We start from the raw sequence: 15,274 nt of genomic DNA, 5'->3' as shown, positions 1-15,274 counted from the left end.
CATGACATCAACCGAACGGCTTCGCTTCGGCGTCGATCTCGTCACCTTCTTCCATCCCGGGTTCTGGGGCGTGGAGAACTACGACGGCATTATCGCCTTCGCCCGCAGCCAACCCCGCGCCTTTTGGGACAAGATCCTTGATGCTGTTGAGGCATCCGGCGTCACCGGCGTAGAGCTGACCTTTTCGCCGTTCAACTGGCAGGATGCGACGAAGACCTATGGTTCGGTCGAAGCCTTCGCCGCCGAGCTTTCCCGGCGCGGACTGACGCTGGCGAGCGGCTTCTTTGCCGAGCTCGAGGCGGCTGGCGATTTCACCGAGGCATCCGCACAGGCCGCAATCATCGACAAGGCGGAGAAATACGCCGAATTCCTCAAGGCCTGCGGCAGTGACATCATGGTCATCGGCGCCCCGCTGCGTCAGACGCTTGGCGCCCAGCCGGTGCGGTTCTTCGATTTCGAGCAGGCGCGCAAGATTGCCGATTTTCTCAATCGCCTCGGGGCCGCTCTTCATGCGAAAGGCGTGCGGCTGGCCCTCCACACCGAGGCACACTCGATCTTCGCCGCCTCCCGCGATGTCGATCTGCTGATGCTGCTAACCGACCCGGCTTACCTGCATATGTGCCCGGACACAGCCCATATCATCGTCGCCGGCTCCGATCCACTGCAGGTCGTCGAGCGTCATCACGAGCGCATGATCATCGCTCACTGGAAGGACGCGCTCGGACCTATGCCGGCCGACACCCCGATCGACGAACATATTCATGAGCGCCACCACCCTTATTTCTGCGGCTTCGGACTCGGCCGTGTCGATTGGCCGGGCTGGATCAGGCTGTTGCGCGACCGCGGCTACAAGGGCTGGGCCATTCTCGAGCTAGATGCCGCGCCAGATCCGGTCGCCGACATCGCAAATGGGCTCAAGCTGGTGCGGCAGGCACTTTTACCGACCTATCGCTGACTTTCATGACCCGAAAACCAATAGCCCCGCCAAGAGGGTTTTCTTGAAGAGGTGGAACGATGAAAAACACAATGAAGCTCTTACTGGTGGGAGCCGCCGTGCTCTCAGCAGCCGTTTTCTCGGCCCATGCCGAAGACAAGCCGAAAGCCGAGGTGATGACCTCCTGGACTTCCGGCGGAGAGGCGGCTGCTCTGGACGTCATCAAGCAGGAATTTGAAAAACGCGGCGGGGTCTGGAAGGATTCTTCCATCGCCGGTTTCGGCGCGGCCGACGCAGCCTTTCAGAATCGCCTGGTCGCAGGCGATCCTCCGGCCGCCAAGCAGACCGTGCTCGGCCTGGCCAATGCCGATTTCGTCAATCAGGGCCTGCTGACCCCGATCGATGGCATCGCGAAAGCCGGCAAATGGGCCGATGCCCTGCCGAAATCGATCGCCGACCTCATTTCATACAAGGGTCAGGTCTATCTTGCCCCCACCGGCGCCCATGGCGAAAGCTGGGTGTTCTATTCCAAGGAGACCTTCGCAAAGGCCGGCGTGAGCGAAGAGCCCAAGAGCTGGGACGAATTCTTCACCGCTCTCGACAAGCTCAAGGCCGCCGGTGTGCTTCCGGTCGCCTGGGGCGGTCAATCCTGGCAGGAATCCAAGGTCTTCAACATGATCCTGCTGACACAGGTCGGCATTGACGGTTTCCTGAAGATCTATGTCGACAAGGACAAGGGCGAGGCATCGACGGAAGGCGTGAAGAAGACGCTCGATATTCTCGGCAAGCTGCGTGGCTATGTCGATGAAGGGGCTGCGGGCCGCAACTGGAACGACGCAACCGCCATGGTCATCACCGGAAAGGCCGGCGTGCAATTCATGGGCGATTGGGCCAAGGGCGAATTCGTTGCCGCCGGCAAGGTGCTTGGCAAGGACTATGGCTGCATGCTCGCCCCGCAATCGCCAGGCATGGTTTATGTCGCCGATTCCTTCTCATTCCCGAAGATCGCCGATGCGGCTTCGCAGAAGGGCCAGACGCTGCTCGCGGAGGTCGCCATGGACCCGGTCGTCCAGATCGAGTTCTCGCTCAAGAAGGGTTCCGTGCCGATGCGCACCGACGTCGACAAGTCGAAGCTCGACATCTGCGCGCAGAAGGGGCTGGAACTGATGGCCGCGGGCAAGATCGTGCCGGATCAGGCTCTGATCCTTTCGCCGCAACAGGCTGGCGCACTCAACGACTTCGTCGATGAGTTCTGGAGCAGCCCATCGGAAGACAGTGCCTCTGGTGCCAAGAAGTTCTTCGCGATCTTCGAATAGCGCCTTTGTCTCGAGCCGGTCGATAGTGTGATCGTCGATCGGCTCCCTTGTTTCTTTTGAGAGAGTTGGCACATGCAAGCCAAGCGCAAACGTTCCCTGGCTGCGACCATTGCACTTCTGCCGACATGGATCGCCGCAATCTTCGTCTATATCGGCACCATGGTCTGGTCGGTCCGGCTGTCCTTCACGGATTCGACGATCTTCCCGTCGTCCAACTATGTCGGCTTCGCCCAATATGTCAGGCTGTTTAGAAATTCGCGCTGGCTGGCGTCGCTGGAGAATGTGCTGATCTTCGGCCTTCTCTATGTCGCGGGATGCCTCGCTCTCGGCTTTGTACTGGCAGCGGCTCTTGACCGCAAAGTCCGCTTCGAAAGCGTGTTCAGGACCATATTCCTCTACCCCTATGCCATGTCCTTCGTGGTCACGGGACTAATCTGGCAATGGATGCTGAACCCCACGCTCGGCATCCAGGCAACCGTCCGGGCGTTCGGCTGGCAGGGCTTCGTCTTCGACTGGATCGTCAATCGCGACATGGCGATCTATACCGTGGTCTTCGCCGGTGTCTGGCAAGGCGCCGGTCTCGTCATGGTCATCGCGCTTTCCGGCATGCGTGGCATCAGCGAGGAGCAATGGAAGGCTGCCCAGATCGACGGCATACCGGTCTGGCGCATCTACCTTTCGATCATCCTGCCGCAACTCGGGCCCGCGCTTGCGGCATCCGGAATGCTCCTGTCGATGGGCGTGATCAAGACCTACGATCTGATCGTCGCACAGACCGGCGGCGGCCCCGGCTACTCGACCGAAGTGCCGGCAAAATTCATCATGGACAATCTGTTCGAACGCCAGAACCTCGGGCTTGCGAGCGCCGGTGCCACCGTATTGGTGCTTTCCGTCGTCATGGCTGTTGCCCCGTTTCGCTATGCGCTTGCCATGCGCGCCAGAAGAAGGGGAGCGCATTGATGACAACCCGCCCCCATTCTCGTGGCCCCAAGCCGTCCAGGCTCAGCGTCGGCCAGGTCGGGTTCTACGCGTTCCTGATCCTATCTGCGTTGTTCTTCCTGTTGCCTCTCTACACCATGCTCGTGACCTCATTGAAGTCGATGGAAGAAATCCGCCAGGGCCATATCTTCGCCCTGCCCGCCACCGTCGATTTCGATGCGTGGAAGACCGCCTGGTCGGGAGCCTGCATGGGCACGCAATGCCTTGGCGTGCGCATTGGTTTCTGGAACTCGATCAAGATTACCGTGCCCGCCGTCGTCGTTTCCGTTTCCATCGGGGCGATCAACGGTTATGCGCTGTCGCTTTGGCGGCCGAAGGGCTCGAACCTTCTGTTCGGGCTGCTGATGGCCGGCGGCCTGATCCCCTATCAGATCTTCCTCTATCCGCTGGTGCGGCTGCTTGCCAACTTGAGCCTCTACAATTCGGTCGCCGGCGTCGTCCTTGTGCACGTCATCTTCGGCCTGCCGCTGGTTACGCTGCTGTTCCGCAACTATTTCGTCGCCATTCCCGAAGAGCTCTGCAAGGCTGCCCGCGTCGACGGAGCAGGCTTCTGGCGCATCTTTCTCGAGATCATGTTGCCGATGTCGGTGCCGATGGTGGTCGTCGCCTCGATCTTCCAGTTCACCGGCATCTGGAACGACTTCCTGATCGGCCTCGTCTTTGCCGGCCGCGACAACCTGCCGATGACGGTCCAGCTCAACAACATCGTCAACACCACCATGGGCGAACGCGCCTACAATGTGAACATGGCCGCCACCATCCTGACCGCCGTCGTTCCGCTCGCCATCTATTTCTTCTCCGGCCGCTGGTTCCTGCGCGGTGTCGCAGCCGGCGCTGTCAAAGGGTAATGCCATGCAGCCTGCCGTATCGGTAAAAGACCTCAAAATCGCCTATGGCGACCATACCGTCATTGAGGAGCTCTCCATCGACATCGCGCCGCGCGAGTTTCTTGTGCTCCTCGGCCCATCCGGTTGCGGGAAATCGACGCTCTTGAATGCGATCGCCGGATTGCAGGAGATCCGCGATGGTGAGATGTGGATCTCCGGAAGGAATGTGACCTGGGAGGAGCCGAAAGACCGCGGCATCGGCATGGTCTTCCAGTCTTATGCGCTTTACCCGCGGATGACGGTGCGCAGGAACCTGTCCTTCGGCCTGCGCGTCGCGGGGCTTCCCAAGCCGGAGATCGAGGCGCGTATCGCCCGCACCGCATCTCTCCTGCATCTGGAAAAGCTGCTTGATAGGCGCCCGTCGGAATTGTCGGGCGGTCAGCGCCAGCGCGTCGCGATCGGCCGGGCCCTCGTCCGTGAAGTCGACGTCTTCCTGTTCGACGAACCGCTTTCCAATCTCGACGCCAAGCTTCGCAACGAGCTGCGCGTCGAGATCAAGAAGCTGCACCAGAACCTCGGCAACACGATGATCTATGTAACCCACGATCAGATCGAAGCGCTGACGCTCGCCGATCGCATCGCTATCATGAAGGACGGCGTCATCCAGCAGCTTGCGAGCCCGTCGGAGATCTATCACCGCCCCGCAAATCTGTTTGTCGCCGGCTTCATCGGCGCACCGGCGATGAACTTCATCAAGGGTGAGATTTCGATCAGGACGGAGGCGCCGGTCTTCGAATGCAACGGCCTCAGCATCGATCTGGTTAACTATCCTTTTCTGGAAACGATCAAGCCCGGCCCTGCCACACTCGGTATCCGTCCCGAACATATCGTTCCGGATCGAGGGACGGGATCTTTGCCAACCATTACCGGTTCCGTCTCGGTAGTCGAGCCGATGGGCGCCGACACCGTGATCTGGTTCGATTGGGACGGGCTAAGCCTTTGCTATCGCATCATGGGCGACACGACGCTTCAGCCAGGCGCACCAATCGCACCCGGCATCGATATCACCAAAGCCTCCCTCTTTGACGCCGACGGCGTCCGTCTCTGAAATATACGGAAAAATCTATGTCTCAGACCACTTATGACGCGCTCGTTATCGGCTCGGGCGCTGCCGGCTCCTTTGCCGCCAAGGAATTGACCGCTCAAGGACTTTCAGTGCTTTTGCTCGAAGCCGGCCCTGCCGTAACCCAGAAGGATTTCGATCCGGCTCGCAAGAAGCAGCCGGCGAGCAGCATCAACATATGGGAACGCGCCCGCGCCACAATAAAAGGCCAGCCGATACAGGCGCGCGCGGCCTTCTTTACCGAGCGGTTCAGCCACTTCTTCGTCAACGACCGGAAGAACCCTTACACAACGCCGAAGGACGCGCCATTCCTTTGGATCCGCGGACGGCAGGGCGGCGGCCGCCTTCACAGTTTCGGTCGCGTTTTGCTGCGTTGGACGGATGATGACTTCAAGATCCAGTCGCGAACCGGCAAGGGTGTAGACTGGCCGGTCGGCTATGATGAGCTTGCACCATTTTATGATGAGGTCGAATCCTGCCTTGGGCTCTACGGCAACCCAGACGGCGTCGAGACGCTGCCGGACGGCATCTATGCGCGTCCGGCAAGACTGACGCCAGCCGAACAGATCTTCAAGAGCGAAGTGGAGGGGCACTGGCCGCAGCGGCATGTCGTGTCCTGGCGTTATATCGCGCCGGACGCCGAGCGTACGCCCAAGCCCTTGAGAGAGGCGCTTGCGACCGGACGGCTAACCGTCCGCCACGATGCCATCGTCCGCCGCATCGCAACGGATGAGCAAGGGACCCGGGCCACGGGTGCCGAATTCATCGACCGCATAACCGGCAAGGTCGAAACCGTACACGCCGCTTTCGTGGTGCTTTCTGCTTCGCCGATCGAAAGCGTGCGCCTCCTTCTCAACTCGGCATCTGCCCGACATCCGGAGGGACTGGGCAACAGTTCGGGCGCACTCGGACGCTACTTCATGGATCAGCTGCCTTGCCTGGCCTTCGGCGCCTTCTCCAAGGCAAAGGGTTGGGCGGTCGATGATTCCGCTCCGAGCGATCCCTTTTACAATCCCTCCGGCGGTATCTTTCTACCACGCTTTGGAGCTGGCGATTCCGGTCGCGGCGACTTCGACTATCAAGGCAGCATCGGCCGGGCACCCACGCCGGATAACGAGCCCGCCCGACTGGCATTCTTCGGCTTCGGTCGCATGCTGCCCTATGTGGACAACCGCATCACCCTCAACGCAGAACGCAAAGATGCCTGGGGAATTCCCATTCCCCACATCCGTTGTGTTATGGGCACGGAAGAGCATGCGCTTCTGCGCCAGCAGGAGGAGGTGCTTATCGACATGGTGAGCGGCGTCGGTGGAGATCTGGAGTTCATCGGCTCACCCGTCGGCCTCAGGGAAATGGGCCGCGGTGCCTTCCCTGATGCCGACCCTTTCAGCCGATTCATGTTCCGCAAATGGTTCCGCAAGACCATGTGCATGGGGGCGGCGATCCACGAAACGGGTGGCGCGCGGATGGGGAACGATCCGCGGACCTCCGTGCTCAACCCCTACAACCAGCTTTGGGACGCACCTAACGTCATAGTCACTGATGCCAGCGCATTTCCCGGCAGCGGTGTCGCCGGCACGACGCTTACCGTCATGGCTTTGACAATCCGAGCATGCCGGGCGCTTGTTGGTCAGCACTGAACACGTCGCCTGCAAAAGCTATTTGACGGTCAGAGTGCACTTATAGCGCCTTGATGGGAATGGAACTGCGGACCCAGCTATCCCGCAGTCGGGCTCTTGATGCGAACCGAACAACGTGGCTACGAAGGCACGTTCTCCGGCTTGAAACGATCCGGTGTGCCTCCCCGCGAAGGCGTTTTATCCGACAACCGCGATATTTTCGATCGCCGACGCCGAACTGAGCAATTGTTCGTCATGATCCTTCGGACCCGATAGCAGGAGTCCGACAGGCATGCCGGCGTCGCCGGTGCCGCAAGGCAAGGATACGCCGCACCAGTCGAGAAAGTTGCCGATCAGTGTATTGCGCAGCGTTCTGCCATTCACCTTGACGAATAATTCGTCATCGGCTTCCAGCGGTGCGAGCGCCGGTGCGACATGAGCGACAGTCGGATAGGCGATGAATTCATTTGACCCAAGCGTTGCGGCAACCTCCTTGATCAACTGCTCGCGCACCTTGAGCGTTTCCAGATAACCGATCAGCGTGATCTTCTCGCCTAAACGCGTGCGCGCCACGACACGCCGATCCATGGCTTCGGCCTCCGGTCCCGCCAGCCGGCGGTGGTGCAGCACGAAGGCCTCCGCAGTTGCCAGTGGCCCATTCTCGGCCATCACTTGAAAGAGCCTGTCGAAGGCCGGAAAAGCAGCCCGTCGTATCTTGACGCCGGCCGCACTCAGCCGGCCAAGTGTCGCCTCGAATGCTGCAATGACACCATCTTCGGCATTGTCCATGACGACATTCGTCGGCACCACAATGGAAAGCGCGGTGGGCTCAGCACGCCCGGCCTCGGGTACGAAACGTCCGCGCATCGCCGCATCGACCCAGATGGCATCCTGGACGCTGCGGCACAAAGGCCCAAGAGAGTCGAGACTGGTCGCTAGCGGAAAGACCCCGGCCATGCTGTAGCGGCCACGGCTTGCCTTGTAGCCGACAAGGCCGTTGAAGGCAGACGGTATGCGCACCGAGCCGCCGGTATCGGTGCCGATCGAGACCGGCACAAGGCCTGCCGCAACCGCGACGGCGGAACCGGAAGACGAACCGCCCGGAATCCGCGCGACATCGAAGGCCAGCGGATTGAGCGGCGTGCCATAGTGCGGATTGAGGCCGAGGCCGGAAAAGGCGAATTCGCTCATGTTGACTCGACCGACGGCAACCATGCCTGCAGCCTTCAGCGCCTTGACGACATCGGCATCATCCTGCGCAGGCTCGGCATCGGCAAGCACGATCGATCCGGCCGTCGTCGGCAGGCCGGCAATTGCGAACAGATCTTTCCAGGCGACAGGAATGCCATCCAGCAGCCCGCGCGAGCGCCCTCCCCGCAGCCGTCTCGACGAAGCAGCCGCCTCTTCTTTCGCGCGCACCTCAAGCAGCCGCGTGAAGATCGCCTGGTCCTTGTACGTTCGGATCGCATCCAGGCTCTCCTCAACCAGCGCAACCGGATCGAGGCTGCCCGACTGGATCAGTACCGACAATTGCGCGATCGATTTGCCAAGATGGGTCTGGGTCATTGACCTTGCTCTCCTCTGCCGCCGACAAGCTGCATCCAGCGGCGGACAAGATAATTGTGCTCATCCATTGTCGTATTCCAAACGGCAATACAATTGGCGCGCTGCCAATAGGACCCGCCGCTGCGCGCCGAGCCCTTTCTGATCCGCGTCTGCCCATCCGGGCCGGGTAGGTCCTCGGTCGCGGCGGCGCCCTCGTACCAATAATCCCATTCCGGCTGCGTCATGAATTGGCGCGAGCGTTGCGGGGTCGAAATGTAGTAGCCCTGCCGTGCAACGACGGCACCCGGCCATCCCGATATCCACCAGTTCAGATAGTCGTAGGCGACATCGAGCAGGCGACCGCTGAGATGTTTCGAAAGGCATAGGCCGCCGTGCCAGGCACGATAGCCTTCGGCGGGCACAGCCTGCTCGACCGGAACACCCCTGGAATTCAGGATGCCGATCCCAGGCGACCACATGCTCTGGACGCTCGTCTCACCGGCGATCATCAGCCGCGCCGCTTCCTCGGCGGTTTTCCAGAAATCTCTGAAGAAACCGGCCTTCTTGCGCTCCTCCAGGAGGTCAATCAACTGGTCGATCTCCTGAATGGACATATTGCCGATATTGTCGAACGACATGAGACCGGCGGCCTGCGCGGCCAACGCCGCATCAAAGATACCGATGGCAGGCTCGTCCACCAGCGCCACCCTGCCCGCCCAGCGCTCGTCGAAAAGCGCACCCCAAGAATGCATGCCGAGGCCATTCGGCACTAGGTCGGTCCGATACGCGAAACTGTCGAAATTATGCGTCGTCGGCAGCATCGAGATGAAGCGCGACGGCGTATCGCCCAAGGCGAGATTGGGCTGAACGAAGAGCTTGCGCGCCGGCACATCTCCAAGCCCCAGTCTGGGATTGGGGCCGATATGGCCGGTTTTTGTCAGATCATTGACCTCATCCCAGAGAATGATGCGCTGGGTGTCCACGGGCTGGATCGCCCGCCAGTGCCAGACGATATCGAGATTATGAAAGCACTGATCGTAGATATCGTAGGTTTCCGGCTCGCGCGCCGCCTTGTACTGCGTCGTCAGGAAGTCGTTGTTGTCGAACATCACATCGATGCCGAGATCTTCCTGCGCGCGCAAGCGCAGCTCCTCCAGCAACGAAATAGCGGTGCCGAGGACGCGCAAGCGCGGCCGTCCCGCCAGATGCAAAGCGGGAGCGGACAGGCTTTTTGTGACGGATTCATGCTTGTTCATGTGGACACCGGTTGTCTCATCGCGCCGCGGCGATCATGGAATATGCGGCGGACGGCATCTGCGGCATGCGCGCCAGCGTGAAGGCTACGAAGGACCGTTTCAATAGATCGCCGTCAAGCCCATCCAGAATAAAGACCAGACGCGACGTGCGATCCTCCGAAGGCCACCCGTCCATATGCACCGGCGTATGAACCAGATGCTGGACGCCATGGACCGCGACCGGACGCTCTTCGCCGCTGAGATTGAGTATTCCCTTCACACGCAATATGCGCTCCCCATGCCGATTGAGTAGCATGGTGAGCCAGAGCCCGAAAGCAGTCCAGTCGACAGGTTGATTGATGCTGAGCGAAATCGATGAAATGGCGGCCTGATGCGCCACGCCGTCCGATGAGACGAGCTGCATCGGCTCCTCACAGTAAAAGCCGCTCTGCGACAGGCTGCTGCTTGCCGAGAGGTTGCTTTGAACGGCGACAAGCGAGGAGAGATCGAGATCCGGATCGGCCGCCCTCAGGATCGGGGCGTCAGGATTGAGTGTACGAAGACGAGCCTGAAGGGCCTCTCCCTCGCAGCCTGCTTCAAGATCGGTCTTGGTGACGATCAAACGGTCCGCAATCGCTGCCTGCCGGTTGGATTCGATATAGGTGTCGAGCTGTCGCAGCCCATTCACCGCATCGACTGTCGTGATCACATTGCCGGCACAGAAGTGATGTCTGAGCACCGGATCGGCCTTGATGGTCGACAGCACCGGGAAGGGATCGGCGAGGCCGGTGCTTTCGATGATGACGCGCCGGAACGGCGGCAACAGCCCACTCTCGCGTCGCGAATAAAGCTCCCTGAGCGCAGCGGCAAGCTCGCCGCGCACCGTGCAGCAGACACACCCCGAATGCAGCAGCACCATCTCGCCGTCGACACTTTCGACCAGATCGTGATCAAGACCGATCTCTCCGAACTCGTTGATGAGCACGGCCGTATCGGCGAAGGCCGGATCCGCCAGGATGCGCTTGAGCAGCGTCGTCTTGCCGGAACCGAGGAAACCCGTGAGCAGGTTGATCGGCAGAAAACCGCTCGCCTCAATCGACATGCCGTGCCTCCATCCTGGAGATGAAAGTAACGTCGAGCGGATCGCAGGACCGGCCGACGAGCCTTTCGGCCGCCGGCCAGAGATGACCGAGATCCTCGATGATCTCGCTTCTGCCTGTTCGCGTTGACAGAACGAAGGACGCGCCTTGCCAATCGCACAGGACAAGGCCAAAACCCGAGAGCATCTCGTTGGCGGCACGCACGCGCTCGGCACGCGCACGCCGCCGGTCAGGGCTGGCGTGATTGCGGGTGAACACGCCAGGTCGCGCCGCGGCGTCAGTCCAGTGCTCATTGCCACCGAGTACACCGCACAGTGAACACATGGCGCTCGCCTCCTTCGAATGGATGCTCCCGGTTCTTCAGCTTAGCCGGCTATTTCTTGCGCGGAAAGCGCGCGGCGAAATCGTCTGCGATCTCATTCATCGTGACGAACTTCACGCCGGGATGCTTGATCATATGCGCATAGAGCCGCTCGAGCATCATCAGCACCTGCGGCCTGCCAGCGACGTCCGGGTGGATGGTGATCGGGAAGACGGCATAATCCATTTCGCGATAGACCCAGTCGAATTGATCCCGCCACATCTGCTCGATGTGATGAGGGTTGACGAAGCCATGGCTGTTGGGGGACTTCTTGATAAACATCATCGGCGGCAGATCGTCGAGATACCAGGATGCCGGGATTTCGATCAGATCGGTTTCCTTGCCGCGCTTCAGCGGTACCATCCATTCCGACGGCTTGCGCGAATAGTCGATCTTCGTCCAGCTGTCGCCGACACGCACATAGTAGGGCGTGAAATCGTTATGCATCAGCGAGTGATCGTACTTGATGCCGCGCTCCAACAGCAGCTCGTTGGTCACATTGGAGAATTCCCACCACGGCGCGACATAGCCGGTCGGGCGTTTGCCGGACAGCTTGGTGACCAGCTCTATGCACTTGTCGAGGATTTCCGTTTCCTGTTCGCGCGTCATGGCGATCGGATTTTCATGGCTGTAGCCATGGATGCCAATTTCATGGCCGGCATCGGCCACTGTCTGCATCTGCTCGGGGAAGGTCTCAATGGAATGGCCGGGAATGAACCATGTCGTCTTGATGCCGAAGCGTTCGAACAACTTCACGAGCCGCAGACTGCCGACCTCGCCGGCAAAAAGGCCGCGCGAAATGTCGTCGGGCGAATCCTCGCCGCCGTAAGAGCCGAGCCAACCGGCGACGGCATCAACGTCGATGCCAAAACTGCACAAGATTTCCTTTGCCATGGGATTACCTCCTTCGATCAGGTTTTCGATTATCAGTGGGCTGGAATGACGGTCGCATCGGCCGGGTTCCAGGCAAGCATGACCTCGGCACCCACAGGGAAGGCACCAGGTCGGTATTTGTCGATATGGGCTTCGAGAGCGAGCCCGCGGCCATCGGGCAGGCTGACGCCGATCTGCGAGATATGGCCGACGACATCGAAGCGATCCACACGCCCACCGACGACATTGCCGCCGAACGTGCCGGCGAGGTTTTCTCGCGCCGAAGCTCCGACCGCGTGAACCTCGATCGCCTCCGAGGGGATGACGATATTGACCTTCTTCGAGACGTCGCCATTGGCGCATCCCGACAGCGTGCCGAATGACGTCGAGACGAGCGTGTTATCGGCCTGTGTGCCGGATATCTCGCCCTCGAAGATGGTATTGCGGCCGATGAACTGCGCGACAAACGGAGTGTTCGGGCGCGTATAGAGCTGATGCGGCGGGCTGATCTGCTCGACCCTGCCCTGGTTCATCACCACGATCCGATCGGACAGCGCCAAGGCCTCCGATTGGGCATGGGTGACGAACACGAAGGTCACCCCAAGCCTTTTCTGCAGCAGCTTCAACTCGTTCTGGATCGCTTTGCGCAGATTGGCATCGAGGGCGCCGAGTGGCTCATCGAGAAGCAACACGTCGGGCTCGACCACCAGCCCACGTGCCAGTGCAATGCGCTGGCGTTGGCCGCCGGAGAGCTTGTCCGGCTTGCGCTCGGCAATATCCTCAAGCCCGAGCGTTGCCAGGATACGGTCGACCCGCATCTCGCGCTCGCTTTTGGGCACGCCCTTGACCTCGAGACCGTAGCCGACATTGCGCCGGACGGTCATATGCGGAAACAGGGCATAGTTTTGGAAGATCATCGATGTCGGGCGCTTCTGCGGCGGCACATCGTTTATGCGCTCGCCCTTGATCGTCATGTCGCCGGAGGAAATGCTTTCGAAGCCGGCGATCATGCGAAGCGTCGTCGTCTTGCCGCAGCCGGACGGCCCCAGAAAGGCGATGAACTCACCCTTTTTGATTGCGAGATTGAAGTCGATGACGGCGGGCGTGCCGTTGTCATAGACCTTGCCGACATTGATAAGTTCCAGGTCATATATCATCAGAAATCTCCAGGCGTGGCAGAGAGGCCGGATTGGTCTCCCTGCTAGGCATCCGACGGACGGTCGAAGCCTGTCCCATCGGATCAGGCGTTGAGGAATTCATCCCACTTCTGCACGAGATGATCGTATTCATCCGGCCACTGGTGCCAGTAGGCGACGTTCTTGGCGCGTTCCGCCAGCGAGCCGCCATCACGCAGGTCGCCTTCCTTGATGCCGCGCTCGGTAGCACCCACCCACGGCTTGCCCTCGTACCAGAAAGCATATTTCTCCGGCGCCATGACCTTCTGGATATTGGTCGACGGCGAATAGTAGCCCTGCTCCGACACCGCGATGCCCGGCTCGCCCGACAGCCAGTAATCGGCATAGGCGATCACGGCATCCTTGTTGGGCGTGCCCGATATCATGGATGGACCGATCGCCCAGCCACGATAGCCTTCCTTCGGCACGGCATATTTGCATGCCTTGCCCTGAGCCTTTACCGCCATGACAGCCGGCTGCCAGGCGTCGCAGACGACCATTTCGCCCGAGGCCATCAGGTTGACCAGCTCGCCGAAATCGCCCCACAGCGCTCGGAACTGGCCGCCCTTCTTCTTGGAAACCAGGAATTTTGCCGCCTCATCGATTTCGGTAGCACTCGGGTTTGCGGGGTTCTTGACGTTCGATAGCCCGAGCGTGTTCATCGCCATGATGGCCTGGCCGAAGGCGATCAGCGGATCGGTGTTGAGGCCCGACTTGCCCTTCCACTTCGGATCAAAGATCGCTGCCCAGCTATTGGCTTCCTCGGCAGAGAGAACGTCCGGATTGTAGCCGATGGAGTCGTAGTTATAGACGGCCGGCACCATGTTCAGCGTGGTCTTGGCGTCATCGGCCCAGATCTGACCAACAATCTGCTGCTTCGGCTCCCACTTGTCGGACGGCGTCGTGAAGGTGTCGCGGATATTGGCCCAGTTCTTCAGGGAGGCAGCCGGAATAGGTTCGACATTGTTGGTCATGACGATCGACGGCAGGCGCTCGCCGATGATCTCCCAGCAATCATAGTCCTTGGAGCCGGACAGGATTTTCGTCTGCGCGTCGGGGAAGGTCGCGGCCGTACCGGAGGTCTGTCCGACACCGCTTGCCTTGCGGAAATCGTCGAGGATTCGCTCCTGAACGGTGACTGAAAGGCCGATGGTGCGCAGCTGTTCCTTGGCAAGATCACTTGCCTGCGCGTAAGCCGCCCGCGACGACAGGAATGCCGTGCCGCCCCCGATCGCCAGCGCCATGACGCCGGCGGAATGTTTCAACAGAGAGCGTCTGTTCATTTCCATTTTGGACATCTCAAGTTCTCCAGTGCTGATTGCTGTTCCCTGAGCCCTTTGCGGGCCTGCTTCATTGCCCATCGCCTGATACCCGGCGCTGCCGGGTGCCTGCGATCAGTACCGCCCCACGAGGAGGCCACCATCAACGACCAGAACCTGGCCGGTCATGTATCTCGCGCTCTTGGAGGCGAGGAATGCGATCACGTCGGCGATATCCTCAGGCTCACCGAGCCGGCCCATCGGAATGAATTCGGCGGCCTTTTCAGCACCCACCGGCCCGAGCGAATTCTCTTCGGAAAGAAGCTGCGCCGTGCGGATGTAACCGGGCGCAATGCCGTTGACCCTGATGCCGTCCTTCGCCAGTTCGACGGCAAGCCCACGCACCAGTCCGACCACACCGGATTTCGCCGCCGAATAGTGGACGTGTTCATCCCACCCGTAGGCGACACCCATGATGGAGGAGAGCGCAATGACGCTGCCTGATCGGCGAACCTGCATGCTGGGTGCTGCGGCCCGCACCAGTCGGAAGATGCCCTTGAGGTCGACATCCATCGTCAGGTCCCATTTGTCGTCGCTGAGCTTGTCGAGTGGCGTCCGATGGGCGATGCCGGCATTGGCGACGATGACGTCGATCTTGCCGAAGCGGGCCTCGACATCCGCGACCAGTTGATTGGAAGCGTCTGTGGAACGCACGTCGTAATGGCGAAATTCAGCCGAACCGCCGGCAATGAGAATGTCGCGAACGGTCCCCTCACCCTCGGTTTCGAGAATATCCGTGACGACGACATGATCACCGAGCGCGGCGAATGCCTTTGCGGTCGCCTGGCCGATACCGATACCTGCGCCAGTGACGACGACAACACGCTTTTCTGAATTGTCCATCTGCA

General features: G+C 60.4%; 14 protein-coding genes. 6 read left to right on the top strand and 8 right to left on the bottom strand.

Annotated features, from left to right (window positions below; translation table 11 throughout):
• Position 1: 1 nt before the first annotated feature.
• From CCGE525_RS23230 to CCGE525_RS23205, 6 genes are all read left to right on the top strand, one after another.
• Complete coding sequence (locus tag CCGE525_RS23230; RefSeq protein WP_120706730.1) at positions 2-955, top strand: sugar phosphate isomerase/epimerase family protein; 954 nt, start codon at positions 2-4, stop codon at positions 953-955.
• 59 nt (positions 956-1,014) lie between these two features.
• Positions 1,015-2,250 (top strand): ABC transporter substrate-binding protein, encoded by a 1,236-nt coding sequence (locus CCGE525_RS23225; RefSeq protein WP_120706729.1) that lies wholly within the window; start codon positions 1,015-1,017, stop codon positions 2,248-2,250.
• Between the two features lie 72 nt (positions 2,251-2,322).
• Positions 2,323-3,210 carry a carbohydrate ABC transporter permease gene (locus CCGE525_RS23220; RefSeq protein ID WP_120706728.1) on the top strand — a complete coding sequence of 296 codons (888 nt, stop codon included), beginning with the start codon at positions 2,323-2,325 and terminating at the stop codon, positions 3,208-3,210.
• A complete protein-coding gene (locus CCGE525_RS23215; protein WP_120706727.1) occupies positions 3,210-4,097 on the top strand; it encodes a carbohydrate ABC transporter permease in 888 nt (295 codons plus the stop codon). Before CCGE525_RS23220 ends, CCGE525_RS23215 begins: the two co-directional genes overlap by 1 nt.
• A 4-nt stretch (positions 4,098-4,101) precedes the next feature.
• Positions 4,102-5,184 carry an ABC transporter ATP-binding protein gene (locus tag CCGE525_RS23210; RefSeq protein WP_120706726.1) on the top strand — a complete coding sequence of 361 codons (1,083 nt, stop codon included), beginning with the start codon at positions 4,102-4,104 and terminating at the stop codon, positions 5,182-5,184.
• Between the two features lie 17 nt (positions 5,185-5,201).
• Positions 5,202-6,839, top strand: coding sequence for a GMC oxidoreductase (locus CCGE525_RS23205; protein WP_120706725.1), 1,638 nt, complete (start codon positions 5,202-5,204; stop codon positions 6,837-6,839).
• Positions 6,840-7,016: 177 nt separating this feature from the next.
• Here CCGE525_RS23205 and CCGE525_RS23200 read toward each other — a convergent pair whose 3' ends face one another.
• The 8 genes from CCGE525_RS23200 to CCGE525_RS23165 all read right to left on the bottom strand — a co-directional run bounded on the left by CCGE525_RS23200 (position 7,017) and on the right by CCGE525_RS23165 (position 15,269).
• Positions 7,017-8,384 carry an amidase gene (locus CCGE525_RS23200; protein ID WP_120706724.1) on the bottom strand — a complete coding sequence of 456 codons (1,368 nt, stop codon included), beginning with the start codon at positions 8,382-8,384 and terminating at the stop codon, positions 7,017-7,019.
• Positions 8,381-9,619: an ABC transporter substrate-binding protein gene (locus CCGE525_RS23195; protein ID WP_120706723.1), complete on the bottom strand. Its 1,239-nt coding sequence runs from the start codon at positions 9,617-9,619 to the stop codon at positions 8,381-8,383. The genes CCGE525_RS23200 and CCGE525_RS23195 overlap by 4 nt, the downstream gene beginning before the upstream one ends.
• 16 nt (positions 9,620-9,635) lie before the next feature.
• Positions 9,636-10,700, bottom strand: a complete 1,065-nt coding sequence (locus CCGE525_RS23190) for a CobW family GTP-binding protein (protein ID WP_120706722.1) — start codon at positions 10,698-10,700, stop codon at positions 9,636-9,638.
• Positions 10,690-11,022, bottom strand: coding sequence for a hypothetical protein (locus tag CCGE525_RS23185; protein WP_120706721.1), 333 nt, complete (start codon positions 11,020-11,022; stop codon positions 10,690-10,692). The genes CCGE525_RS23190 and CCGE525_RS23185 overlap by 11 nt, the downstream gene beginning before the upstream one ends.
• 49 nt (positions 11,023-11,071) lie before the next feature.
• Positions 11,072-11,953, bottom strand: a complete 882-nt coding sequence (locus CCGE525_RS23180; RefSeq protein WP_120706720.1) for a polysaccharide deacetylase family protein — start codon at positions 11,951-11,953, stop codon at positions 11,072-11,074.
• Positions 11,954-11,985: 32 nt separating this feature from the next.
• Entirely contained in the window at positions 11,986-13,089 is a 1,104-nt protein-coding gene (locus CCGE525_RS23175) for an ABC transporter ATP-binding protein (RefSeq protein WP_120706719.1), read from the bottom strand.
• 83 nt (positions 13,090-13,172) lie between these two features.
• Positions 13,173-14,405, bottom strand: coding sequence for an ABC transporter substrate-binding protein (locus tag CCGE525_RS23170; protein WP_120706718.1), 1,233 nt, complete (start codon positions 14,403-14,405; stop codon positions 13,173-13,175).
• A 96-nt stretch (positions 14,406-14,501) separates the two neighbouring features.
• Positions 14,502-15,269, bottom strand: a complete 768-nt coding sequence (locus CCGE525_RS23165) for an SDR family NAD(P)-dependent oxidoreductase (RefSeq protein ID WP_120706717.1) — start codon at positions 15,267-15,269, stop codon at positions 14,502-14,504.
• Positions 15,270-15,274 lie beyond the last annotated feature (5 nt).

The sequence above is a fragment of the Rhizobium jaguaris genome (assembly GCF_003627755.1).
In the GTDB taxonomy this organism is placed as follows: Bacteria; Pseudomonadota; Alphaproteobacteria; order Rhizobiales; family Rhizobiaceae; genus Rhizobium; species Rhizobium jaguaris.
This window is presented reverse-complemented; position numbering and strand designations above follow the sequence as displayed.

What these genes read in the sequence shown, in the direction of transcription:
- CCGE525_RS23190 (WP_120706722.1), bottom strand. Translation starts at nt 10,700, where the DNA reads ATGTCGATTGAGGCGAGCGGTTTTCTGCCGATCAACCTGCTCACGGGT.
- CCGE525_RS23175 (WP_120706719.1), bottom strand. Translation starts at nt 13,089, where the DNA reads ATGATATATGACCTGGAACTTATCAATGTCGGCAAGGTCTATGACAAC.
- CCGE525_RS23205 (WP_120706725.1), top strand. Translation starts at nt 5,202, where the DNA reads ATGTCTCAGACCACTTATGACGCGCTCGTTATCGGCTCGGGCGCTGCC.
- CCGE525_RS23230 (WP_120706730.1), top strand. Translation starts at nt 2, where the DNA reads ATGACATCAACCGAACGGCTTCGCTTCGGCGTCGATCTCGTCACCTTC.
- CCGE525_RS23185 (WP_120706721.1), bottom strand. Translation starts at nt 11,022, where the DNA reads ATGTGTTCACTGTGCGGTGTACTCGGTGGCAATGAGCACTGGACTGAC.
- CCGE525_RS23220 (WP_120706728.1), top strand. Translation starts at nt 2,323, where the DNA reads ATGCAAGCCAAGCGCAAACGTTCCCTGGCTGCGACCATTGCACTTCTG.
- CCGE525_RS23195 (WP_120706723.1), bottom strand. Translation starts at nt 9,619, where the DNA reads ATGAACAAGCATGAATCCGTCACAAAAAGCCTGTCCGCTCCCGCTTTG.
- CCGE525_RS23225 (WP_120706729.1), top strand. Translation starts at nt 1,015, where the DNA reads ATGAAAAACACAATGAAGCTCTTACTGGTGGGAGCCGCCGTGCTCTCA.
- CCGE525_RS23215 (WP_120706727.1), top strand. Translation starts at nt 3,210, where the DNA reads ATGACAACCCGCCCCCATTCTCGTGGCCCCAAGCCGTCCAGGCTCAGC.
- CCGE525_RS23170 (WP_120706718.1), bottom strand. Translation starts at nt 14,405, where the DNA reads ATGTCCAAAATGGAAATGAACAGACGCTCTCTGTTGAAACATTCCGCC.
- CCGE525_RS23165 (WP_120706717.1), bottom strand. Translation starts at nt 15,269, where the DNA reads ATGGACAATTCAGAAAAGCGTGTTGTCGTCGTCACTGGCGCAGGTATC.
- CCGE525_RS23200 (WP_120706724.1), bottom strand. Translation starts at nt 8,384, where the DNA reads ATGACCCAGACCCATCTTGGCAAATCGATCGCGCAATTGTCGGTACTG.
- CCGE525_RS23210 (WP_120706726.1), top strand. Translation starts at nt 4,102, where the DNA reads ATGCAGCCTGCCGTATCGGTAAAAGACCTCAAAATCGCCTATGGCGAC.
- CCGE525_RS23180 (WP_120706720.1), bottom strand. Translation starts at nt 11,953, where the DNA reads ATGGCAAAGGAAATCTTGTGCAGTTTTGGCATCGACGTTGATGCCGTC.